A 10,145-nucleotide genomic window follows, 5' to 3' on the forward strand; every position below is an offset into this window, starting at 1 on the left:
TTGACCCGTCGCTACACAGGCTAACCATTTGGCTACTCAGGGATGCGTCACTACCGCATCATCAAAGCATTACGCTTGCGGTCTATCCGCTTTGCTAAAGCATGATTAGTTTTCCTTTTGGTTGATAACGACATTGCATTCTGATGAGTACGCCTTTACGGGGTAATTCGCTCCTGCGCTTCCCGATTGCCTAAGAATCATTCCCGGCGCTATTTCGATTTGCTAGGGCTTATCAGTTGCCTGTCGTGGTGGGTCTATGTTGTTAAAGAGCGGGTGGTGCTTTATCGTTGGCTTTGTGCCTTTGATGGGAGCAATATAGCTAAAGTTATTTTTAATGTAAATAGCTTAGGTTATAAAAAAATAGAGGAATGTATTAATTGATTGATAGGTAAGGTAATATTTTTTTATTGGAATCTAGATATGTGATATTTGTCGGATTTTTTGGTATAAAAAAGCCCCTTTCGGGGCTACTCGGTTAATTCTGCGGAGTTCTAGCCGTGATATCTGTAATTTATTGATTGGCTTACCATTACCTTTCCTTGTATAAATAATTCTTGAGCCTCCTCTTCACTAAGATACCAAGTTTCATATTTTTGATTATCAGATATTATTGCCAGTTTTTTATACTGGCGTTGCAGTCTTTTAATAAAAAGCTCGCTCTCTAATATAAAAATATATATGCCGTCGCCATCAAAGTAATTCTTTGTTATATCTACAAAAATTTGATCTTTTGGTTCAAATGTTCCAGACATTGAGTCTCCATTGACGGTTAGCATTCTTATCGATTCAGCGGGTATTCCACCAAATATCCTTCTAGCTTCGTCGTCGGTATACTCAATAGAGCATATAGTTTCAATAAACTCAGAATTAACCATTACACCAGGCCCCGCGCTCGCTTGAATATCCAATAAATCAACTTTATAAGAGCGCGAGGTTCTTTTGCTATTAAATTGTTTTATTACTTTATTATTTTGTGACGTGTATTCATCATTATTTATTTGTTCTTCTGCGTTAGCCATCATTGAACCACTGCCGGTTGCTAACCACTCCGGGTCAACCATTAGGGTTTTCGCGATTTCAACTATATGGCGAGATCTACTAGCCTTACCCGATGTCAGCTTCCAAATGCTAGGTTGGGACATGCCAACAGCCTCAGCGAGTGAAGCCTGAGTAAACCCACGTTCTTTCATGGCTAGTTTTAGCCGTTCTGCAAATGTCATTTTGTTCATAATTGCACAATTTATAGCTTAGGCTATACATCGTCAAATAACCAAAGGTTTACTTTTAAAATATCTTTAGCTATTATTTTGCGTATTCCAAAAGCTGAGGTTATTTATGACAAATAAATTGATCGAAAAGGCTATTGGCATGGTTGGTAGCCAGCAAGCACTGGCTGACATATGTAACGTTAAACAACCTTCAGTTTGGGCTTGGTTACATGGACATAGAAAACCATCTGCCACAAATGCCATTCGCATTGAGCGTGCAACAAATGGAGTAATTCCAGCGCATCAATTACGACCTGATTTATCTGAACTATTTGGCGAGTCTGTCGCCTGATTTACTGCTCTTTAACAATCTGCCCTCACGACAGGCTGCTGGTGTGACCCTAGCAAACTGAAATAGCGCCGAGTAAAACTCAGGCAGTCAGGGAATTACACCCTGTAAAGGCTGATCATCATAATGCCAGCTCGTGTTTATTAATCATCATCTATCTCAGGATAGTTGATATTTTTGTTTATTTATTAAACGAAATTTCACTTTAGGAATTTTACGTATGGGAGTTACAAGTGAGACAAAAAGAAAAACCCCAGTTGCGAGAACAACTGAGGCTTCTTGAATACAAGTTTAGAGTGTTGGTGTATCGATTAACAGAGGTATGCAAGCCCGCTTTAAACAACAACCAACAGGGATAATTATACATGAAATATCAATTTAATCACAGCGCCGTGCATAAAAATAACCTGCGCGAACGGGAGGCTCGTTCCGTTTCTAAGGAGGGAGTGAAAAAACTTCGTGGCGCTTTAGAGGATGCGAAGTTACGCAAAGAACATCGGGAAGAACTGAACGGAGTGGGGCGTCATGAGTAATGTAGTCGCGCTAAAAAAGGTAACAGAAGCACCGAGGAAATCGGGCAAGGGGTTTGCCTTGATGTACAGACAAATAATGGACTGTGACTTTTACAAAAAGGATTCTCAAGCTGTTCATTTGTGGCTACATTTGATCCTGAAAGCAAACAGAAAGCCAGGCGTTGTCGAATCTGACATCGGTGAAGTGATGCTGAGTCGTGGTCAGCTTATGACAAGCAGACCAAAGCTGTGTGCTCAAACAGGAATTGAAGACAACAAAGTGAAGGCATTGCTGCGCAGTTTTAAATCCAAGGGCATGATTTCAACTGAGTCAAAAAGCAACAAATTCAGCATCATTACCGTACTAAAATATGACGAATTTCAAGGTGAAAATTGTCCAACGGTTGTCCAACAGTTGTCCAACACAAAACCTGATGCCACAACGGTTGAGGAAGCGGAGTGTCCAACGGTTGTCCAAGACATGTCCATAAACAACAATATATATAATATAACTACATCTAACGATGTAGTTGGTGAGTTTTCTGACGAAAACAACCCGCCACAATCACTCGATCAATCTCAATCCATGAAATCAAAACCTGTTCCCTACCAAGCCATGATCGACGCTTATCACGAAATCCTGCCAGAAATGGCAAGGGTCACTGTTCTGCGCGATGGCAGAAAATCCAAGATGCGGACATTTTGGCGGCGAGCTAACAGGGAGTACCAATCCCTACACCAGAGACCCTTCACGCTGGAAAACTGGAAAGGCTATCTGGTTTACATATCCGAGCACTGCCGCTGGATGATGGAAGATAGACCGAATGGCAAGGGGGGTTATTGGCGAGCTAAGAACCTGGATTATTTGATCACAGACCAATGTTACGTATCCGTCAAAGAGGACAGAGCCAATGACCGCAAGCGAAATTAACCAAGTCCCCCACAGCTTCGAGGCGGAACAAAGCGTCATTGGCGCATTACTGCTAGACCCCCAGAGCGATAACGCGCAGTACGTATTCTCAATGCTCACCCCGGATGATTTTTATGGGCGCCATCACGGTCTGATTTACACCGAGATGCGCACAATGAATGATCAGCGCCAACCGATTGACATCCTCACGGTCGATGATCGCCTGAAAAATACCGGGAAGTCTGACAGTTCCGGCGGACTGGCTTATTTGGCTGAGGTAGCCAAAAACACACCCAGTACAGCTAACATCGTAGCCTACGCCAAGAAACTCAAAGAAACTGCTGCTGAACGTTACGCCATTGAGAGAACCAATGAGATTCAACGCTTACTGATGACACCAAGCACACTCACATTCACTGAAAAAATGGACATAGCGCAACGGTTACTGAGTGAGGCTGTAGACAACGGAACAACCGGACACAAGACTGGACTAAAACCGCTGAGTGAAATTGCCGATCAGTGGTTTACCGAACTGGAAGAGCGCTTCAACAACCCTGAATTGCACAGAGGGCTTAAAACTGGGTTACGCGATTTTGATGAGATGCTGGCGCCAAAATATATCGTGCCGGGCTCTCTCGTGGTGATTGGCGCTCGTCCGAAAATGGGGAAAACCACGCTATTAACCGAGATAGCCAAGAACGTTGCCGGTGATGGTCTTCCGGTATTGATGTTCAGCATGGAAATGACAAATAAGCAGTTATTCGAGCGCATGGTAAGTCAAAAATCTGGGTTAAATTCTGATGCGTTCTACGGGGACATTGAAGACGATTACGAATGGGCATTACTGAGTCAGACCATTGGCGAACTGAAAAATACACGCAACGTTTGGATTGATGACACGCCGGAGATGTCATTTGCTCACATTCAAGCTCAGTGCCGTAAAATCAAGCGTCAGGTTGGCAAGATTGGCTTTATCGGCGTTGACTATCTAACCCTGATGAAAACTGAAAAAGCAGATCGGAATGATATTGCCTACGGCAATATCACAAAGGGTCTCAAGATACTGGCGAAAGAACTGAATACCGTTGTAGTACTGCTAACGCAGCTTAACCGAGAACTGGAAAGACGAGCCGACAAGCGACCCATGCCAAGTGATAGCCGTGACACCGGACAGATAGAACAAGATTGTGATTACTGGATAGGTGTGTATCGGGATTCAGTTTATCACGAGAAGTCAGACCAGACGTTGACCGAGTTGATATTGCGCCTCAATCGCCATGGTAAGGCGGGCATGACCTACATTGAGCAAAAGGGGTTATGCCTCTTTCCTGTCGATCGGGTTGAGGGTGAACTCAGAGCCAATCGTAACGAAGATAAATACAATAAACCCCACCGTAAGGACTTTTGAGATGACATCAACATTTAAACAGCTACAACAACAGATTCACCAACAAAATATCGCCGCCGGTTGGTGGGATAATCCCCGTGAACGCGGAACATTGCTCTGTTTAATCCACTCTGAAATCAGTGAGGCAATGGAGGGTGAACGCAAAAATCTGATGGATGATCATTTGCCTCATCGCCCTATGGCTGAGGTGGAACTGGCTGATGCTGTCATTCGGATTTTGGATTACGCAGAGGCATTTGGATATGACATTGAGGGCGCGATTGCTGAGAAACTGGCATACAACCGGCATCGGGCAGACCATAAACGAGAAAATCGCGCCAAATCTGGCGGTAAGGCATTTTAATGAAAATCAAAACAAGTGAGCTGACAGGTCAGGCGTTGGATTGGGCCATGGCCTTGTCTTTAGGAGCAGAGATTTGTAGTAAGGGTCGTTTTCTGGAATTACCAAGTGGGCATTTTGTAGATAAAAAAAGCAAATATTATTCATTTAAACCCTCAACCAATTGGACACAGTGTGGGCAGTTGATTGAAGAATATAAAGTTCAATTCGTATTGGTATCAGACGCAATAATTGAGGCATCTTCGCATTTGATGAATAAAAAATTAGTAGTTGCTGAATTTGGAAGTAATCACCTTGAAGCAGTATGTAGATTGATAGTCTTAGGTAAATTAGGCGACGAAGTTGAAATCCCTGATGAACTACTGGAGGCAGAATGAAATACCAAATGACAGACGAACTCAAGCCGTGTCCATTTTGTGGTAGTAAAAACATAGACTGGAGTTGGTTCTACACAGACGGGAAAAGGCACACCCTGATTTATTGTGAAGATTGTCCTGCTCAGGTTGTTGGCAAGATGCTGAAGAGCGATGCGGTCAAGGTATGGAATCAGAGGGAAAATAGCGATGGCCAGAAATGCAATTGAACGACTGAACAATTCAGCAGGCCATAATTACCAATGGTCAACAATATGTCGGGTTCACATCTGTAAAAAATGCGGCACAGCAGAGCACCGCAGCGGTTGGTATTGGTGGGCAGGTTACAAATCGAAAGTTGAGCCACCGTGTTACCAGCGATGTACTGAGGGTGACCTACTGAAATGGCAAAAAGAGGATGCTATTTTCGAGGGATTATAGGAGGTTAGATGGAATGGCTAATCCGAAATTATGCAGTAATTGTGGAACGAATGAACTTGTATTTATAGAGTCAAAATATTTTAAAAGAGAAAAAAAGTTTAAAAGTTTTGCCTTATGTAAATCGTGCAATAAAAGAACTACTCCCGTGCAGTGGTTAAGATGTGAAAGCGACGTTAGAGATCAAGTATTAAATAACTGGAATAATGAAAATTAAGGACTTTTATGGAATGTGATTTTCTCTTCCATGAATCAACCAAACAAGCCGCATGGCAACAACTCAAAGAAGTTCTGGCAACAAACCAACCTCACCGCATCATCATCAAACCGTGGAAAAACACCCGAAGCCAATCTCAGAACGCGACCACGCATATGTGGTTCGGCGAGATTAGCCGTTTTCTGAAATCCAACGGGGCAAAGTTTTCACCGGATGAAGTCAAGGACATGCTTAAGCATACATTCTTGGGCTATGAGGTTGTGGAGCGGATTGATGTCAATACGCAGGAAGTTGAGCACGTCAGGACACTCCGCCAGACATCCAGACTGGACACTGGCGAGATGTTTCGATTCATGGAGCAGGTTGAGCAATGGGCTGTGGATATTGGTTGTTTCGTAACAATACCAGATGACAGCGAGTATATGAAACTTAAGCGGAGGCAGGAGCAGTGAGTAAACCAGCATTCATTTTGCTTATTGGATTTTTACTATTGGTATCAAATTCAATGTTTGCATTTTTCTACAGTATCGTGAATTGGCAATGGCCAACATGGGGTGATGCAATTTTCTTGTTGAAACTTACATTCTCGCAGCTCTGCGCATTTACTGTTATGTATCTGGCAGTTAATGCCTTGTTTGATTGGGCGAAGGTGGGAAAATGAGATACCTACTATTCATCGGGTTTTGGGTGGCTGCAATGCTAATTATCGGACTGGCTTTAGGGGGATAAGGTGGCAAGATTAAGGGAAAGGAAATGTAAAGAATGTGGCGAGCAGTATCAACCAGAACGGCAATTACAAAATACCTGCTCAATCCAGTGTGCAATAACCAGAGGAAAAAAGTTAGAGCAGAGAAAGCGAGAGGAACTGGAACGACGACGAAAGAAAGATAATGAAATTAAGCAAAAGTTAGCCCGCGATAAACTCAAAGTCCGCAAGTTAGCAGTAAAACCTCTCTCATATTTCGCCAGCCAAGCCCAGACAGCTTTCAACGCTTTCATTCGTGAACGGGACAAATGCGATCCGTGCATTAGCTGTGGGCGTTTTCATGAAGGGCAATGGCACGCAGGGCACTATCGAACACGCGGTGCCTATCCAGAACTCCGGTTCGATGAAGATAACTGTCACAAACAGTGCTCTGCCTGCAATAAGCATCTGTCGGGGAATATCGATAATTACACACCCAGGCTGATTGAGAAAATCGGGCAAGCACGTTTTGACCGTCTGATGTCTCACCATGCATTACCAAAATGGAAACGGGAAGATTACGAGCAGATCCGTGATAACTACAAAAGGCGACTTAAGGAGTTGTTGCGGGAGGCAGCATGATCTTCACCGACTTCAAAGAGGCACAGACTTACGCAAGGAAGCGTCGGTTGGAAGATAAAGAACACTATGCAATCAACCAGAGACCACAAGGGCGATTGACAGTTGGAAAGTGTGGGAAAAAACGAGGTAAGCGTCCGGCGTGGACAACACGCGATGATGAGCGTCCTGAATTCTATAACATCGCTCACAGCAAAATTTACAAGCTACACCCTGCTGATACTCCATTAATTCTGGGGCTATTGGCGGAAGGATTAACCCAAAAAGAAGTGGCAGAAAAGTTTGATGTCAGTCGTTCTTGCATTGCAACTTTTGTAAGAAAAGCAAAGGCAAATTTGAGGATAAAATGAAATTAGAATCACTACCGAAATACTTTTCACCAAAGAGCATTATGTTTAGTGACTCGCCAGCCGCAACCGCTACCGATTCCTTTTCAATTACCGATGTTATGGCCTCATTAGGATTGGCATCCGCTCAGGCAAGGCTGGGTATTGAACTGTTTTTGGCTAAACAGGGGATCAATAAACCCGATGAAGCGGTGGCGAGTCTCTATCAGTATGCCTTGACGCAGGCGTATAAATATCCTGCAATCTCAAGACTAGAGGAGGATATTAAGCAAAAAGTCCTGCAAATACTCGCAAATTATGCCTTTCAGGATTATGCGAGAAGTGCGGCCAGTAAAAAGGGGTGCCCTGATTGTGTTGATGGGTTTATTGAAGCGGAAGTGTTTACTACAAAAACATACACGCCGTGGATGGAAAGAAGGCTTGTTAAGGCTAATTTAAGCATGGGGGTAGAAATTATTCCGTCCTCATACGCTAAATTCCGTAAAGTCAGAGAAGTGGTAAAAGTAGTTTGCTCGACATGCAAAGGGAAAGGTGAAGTTAGTCATTCTTGCCGCTGCAATGGACGGGGGGAAGTTTTAGATAAAAAACAAACAGAACTGATCGGTATTCCGGTTTATAAAAAATGTCCTAAATGTTCAGGGCGTGGGTATTCCAGATTACCAGCAGAAGATGTTAGACGGGCTATCTGCGAATCAGTAATGGAACTGCCTGAGACTACATGGAGAAGGAATTTCAAGCCATTCTATGAGGGGTTGATTCAAGAATGCTTCAAAGAAGAAGCAAATGCTGAATATGTTCTGTCAAGGCTAACAAAAATAGAAACTATTACCATATAAATATTAATTTATAGAAAAATAATATTGACATATTGGCGAAAATAGCCTATCGTTACCCCAACGATGGGTTATTGCCTCTCGTTGAAACAGAATAGAATTTTCAGACCTCGCTCCGGCGGGGTTTTTTATTGCCTGAAATTCAGATAAGACTTGCTGTTGTCATGGGTCAGAGTTACATGTGTGTTCACGCCGAATAACTGACCAAAAGGTTTAAATTATCATGCTAAAACATGAAGATATGACAACAGCCGCCGCCTGTGTTTTGGAAACCGTACCTCTATATGACTGGGCGTCTGTTTCCGATATTTCTACCCTAACAGGGCTATCTGCACCGCGTTGCCAATTACTTTTAACTCAATTTTGTCTGGCGGGCCTGATGGAAAGCCGGGATAACGACACCTTTTTCAAACGTTGTCCTTGATGAGGCAATGTCTTAAGCGGTGAAATGCAGGGCTGGTGATTCAGTAACGCCAGCCTTTTACCTTGTAGCTTTCCAGAGAGCCAGTCAGCGTCGATATATGGAATAGCCCGTGAATTTAAGCAGTATCACATTAATTAACGACGACTCTCTGAAATTTATCAAAACCCTGCCGGATAACTGCATCGACCTTATCGCCACTGACCCGCCGTACTTTAGAGTAAAAGACTGTAATTGGGATAATCAGTGGAACGATGTGACGGCTTACTTTGTATGGCTGGATGAGCTGCTGGCTGAATTCTGGCGGGTACTGAAACCCAACGGCAGCCTGTATATGTTCTGTGGTTCTCGTCTGGCCTCTGATACCGAGCTGCTCGTTCGTGAACGCTTCAATGTGTTGAACCATATTATTTGGGCGAAACCCTCTGGCCCGTGGCGCAGGCAGAACAAAGAAAGCCTGCGGATGTATTTTCCGGCCACTGAGCGCATCATTTTTGCCGAACATTACCAAGGGCCTTATCACCCGAAAGGCGATGGCTATTTCAAACAATGCCGGGAACTGAAACAGTCGGTGTTTAAGCCGCTGATAGATTATTTTCGTGATGCCCGAAAAGCGTTAGGCGTCACGGCAAAAGAAATTCACGCTGCCACAGGAAAGCAGATGGCCAGTCACTGGTTCAGCGACAGCCAATGGCAGTTACCCAGTGAAGTGGATTATCAAAAACTGCAGGTATTATTTGATCGTATAGCGAAAGAAAAGCACCAGCGTGGCGAACTGGACACGCCTTATTCTAATTTGGTGGAATCACACCAGATATTATCGCGTCAGCATGACGAACTGCGGCAGGAATACGGTTTAATGCGCCGTTCGTTCACAGTCACGGCAGCAGTGCCTTATACCGATGTCTGGCATTTTGCCCCCGTTCAGTATTATCCGGGCAAGCATCCGTGCGAAAAACCCGCTGACCTGATGGCGCATATTATCCAGTCCAGTAGCCGGGAAGGGGATCTGGTAGCAGACTTCTTTATGGGTTCCGGTGCAACACTGAAAGCGGCGTTGAAAATCAACCGCCGAGTGTTGGGCGTGGAACTGGAAGAAGCGCGGTTTAAGCAGACCGAGCAAGAGATCAACGAGCAGTTGTCAACTTAGCGTTTACAACTCAAGCAGTATCGGTCAATACCCTATATCTTTTTAAATCAATGCATTACATGCAACTTTGACCATTTCGATCAGCACCTCTGATTGGTATAGAGATCACCTCATGAAAGATACCGATTAGCTCAAATCGCGATACCGGAAATCCGGCAACGGAACAAATTCATACAGTTAAGGCTGCGCATGGCGTGGCCTTTTTGTTTTCTGGCTGCACCAAGAGAGGGAGGTGAAACGGTGAAATACATGGGGAGTAAATCCCGTATTGCGAAACATATCGCCCCCTTCATTCTGGAGCATTTAACGACAGATACGGTTTATGTTGAGCCATT

The 10,145-nt window shown here is 43.9% G+C and carries 16 protein-coding genes; 15 read left to right on the top strand and 1 reads right to left on the bottom strand.

Annotation, left to right across the window (positions count from 1 at the left end):
- Positions 1-491 precede the first annotated feature (491 nt).
- Complete coding sequence (locus tag Xind_RS18800) at positions 492-1,229, bottom strand: XRE family transcriptional regulator (protein ID WP_338114372.1); 738 nt, start codon at positions 1,227-1,229, stop codon at positions 492-494.
- 106 nt (positions 1,230-1,335) lie between these two features.
- Here Xind_RS18800 and Xind_RS18805 point away from each other — a divergent pair, with 106 nt between their 5' ends.
- The 15 genes from Xind_RS18805 (at position 1,336) to Xind_RS18875 (ending at position 9,810) form a co-directional block, all read left to right on the top strand.
- Positions 1,336-1,560: a transcriptional regulator gene (locus Xind_RS18805; RefSeq protein WP_187650826.1), complete on the top strand. Its 225-nt coding sequence runs from the start codon at positions 1,336-1,338 to the stop codon at positions 1,558-1,560.
- Positions 1,561-1,922: 362 nt separating this feature from the next.
- A complete protein-coding gene (locus Xind_RS18810; RefSeq protein ID WP_187650827.1) occupies positions 1,923-2,090 on the top strand; it encodes a hypothetical protein in 168 nt (55 codons plus the stop codon).
- The gene (locus Xind_RS18815) at positions 2,083-3,000 is read left to right on the top strand and encodes a DNA replication protein (RefSeq protein ID WP_187650828.1); all 918 of its coding nucleotides are present in this window, start codon (positions 2,083-2,085) and stop codon (positions 2,998-3,000) included. The genes Xind_RS18810 and Xind_RS18815 overlap by 8 nt, the downstream gene beginning before the upstream one ends.
- A complete protein-coding gene (locus Xind_RS18820) occupies positions 2,981-4,387 on the top strand; it encodes a DnaB-like helicase C-terminal domain-containing protein (protein ID WP_222941864.1) in 1,407 nt (468 codons plus the stop codon). Before Xind_RS18815 ends, Xind_RS18820 begins: the two co-directional genes overlap by 20 nt.
- A 1-nt stretch (position 4,388) precedes the next feature.
- Positions 4,389-4,730: a nucleoside triphosphate pyrophosphohydrolase family protein gene (locus Xind_RS18825; RefSeq protein WP_187650829.1), complete on the top strand. Its 342-nt coding sequence runs from the start codon at positions 4,389-4,391 to the stop codon at positions 4,728-4,730.
- The gene (locus tag Xind_RS18830) at positions 4,730-5,104 is read left to right on the top strand and encodes a phage protein NinX family protein (RefSeq protein WP_187650830.1); all 375 of its coding nucleotides are present in this window, start codon (positions 4,730-4,732) and stop codon (positions 5,102-5,104) included. The genes Xind_RS18825 and Xind_RS18830 overlap by 1 nt, the downstream gene beginning before the upstream one ends.
- Positions 5,101-5,310, top strand: coding sequence for a Lar family restriction alleviation protein (locus tag Xind_RS18835; RefSeq protein ID WP_187650831.1), 210 nt, complete (start codon positions 5,101-5,103; stop codon positions 5,308-5,310). The genes Xind_RS18830 and Xind_RS18835 overlap by 4 nt, the downstream gene beginning before the upstream one ends.
- Positions 5,291-5,521: a hypothetical protein gene (locus Xind_RS18840; protein WP_187650832.1), complete on the top strand. Its 231-nt coding sequence runs from the start codon at positions 5,291-5,293 to the stop codon at positions 5,519-5,521. Before Xind_RS18835 ends, Xind_RS18840 begins: the two co-directional genes overlap by 20 nt.
- 222 nt (positions 5,522-5,743) lie before the next feature.
- A complete protein-coding gene (locus Xind_RS18845) occupies positions 5,744-6,187 on the top strand; it encodes a YbcN family protein (RefSeq protein WP_187650833.1) in 444 nt (147 codons plus the stop codon).
- Complete coding sequence (locus tag Xind_RS18850; RefSeq protein WP_187650834.1) at positions 6,184-6,396, top strand: hypothetical protein; 213 nt, start codon at positions 6,184-6,186, stop codon at positions 6,394-6,396. Before Xind_RS18845 ends, Xind_RS18850 begins: the two co-directional genes overlap by 4 nt.
- Before the next feature lie 69 nt (positions 6,397-6,465).
- On the top strand, positions 6,466-7,062 hold the full coding sequence (locus Xind_RS18855) for a recombination protein NinG (RefSeq protein ID WP_187650835.1): 597 nt from the start codon (positions 6,466-6,468) through the stop codon (positions 7,060-7,062).
- On the top strand, positions 7,059-7,409 hold the full coding sequence (locus Xind_RS18860) for a MalT transcriptional regulator family protein (protein ID WP_187650836.1): 351 nt from the start codon (positions 7,059-7,061) through the stop codon (positions 7,407-7,409). Before Xind_RS18855 ends, Xind_RS18860 begins: the two co-directional genes overlap by 4 nt.
- A complete protein-coding gene (locus tag Xind_RS18865) occupies positions 7,406-8,242 on the top strand; it encodes an antitermination protein Q (RefSeq protein WP_187650837.1) in 837 nt (278 codons plus the stop codon). The genes Xind_RS18860 and Xind_RS18865 overlap by 4 nt, the downstream gene beginning before the upstream one ends.
- A gap of 220 nt (positions 8,243-8,462) precedes the next feature.
- Positions 8,463-8,663, top strand: a complete 201-nt coding sequence (locus Xind_RS18870) for a hypothetical protein (protein WP_047685715.1) — start codon at positions 8,463-8,465, stop codon at positions 8,661-8,663.
- A 109-nt stretch (positions 8,664-8,772) separates the two neighbouring features.
- The gene (locus Xind_RS18875) at positions 8,773-9,810 is read left to right on the top strand and encodes a DNA methyltransferase (protein WP_187650838.1); all 1,038 of its coding nucleotides are present in this window, start codon (positions 8,773-8,775) and stop codon (positions 9,808-9,810) included.
- Positions 9,811-10,145: the final 335 nt, after the last annotated feature.

Origin of the sequence: Xenorhabdus indica (genome assembly GCF_014467235.1) — a bacterium.
GTDB classification, from domain to species: domain Bacteria; phylum Pseudomonadota; class Gammaproteobacteria; order Enterobacterales; family Enterobacteriaceae; genus Xenorhabdus; species Xenorhabdus indica.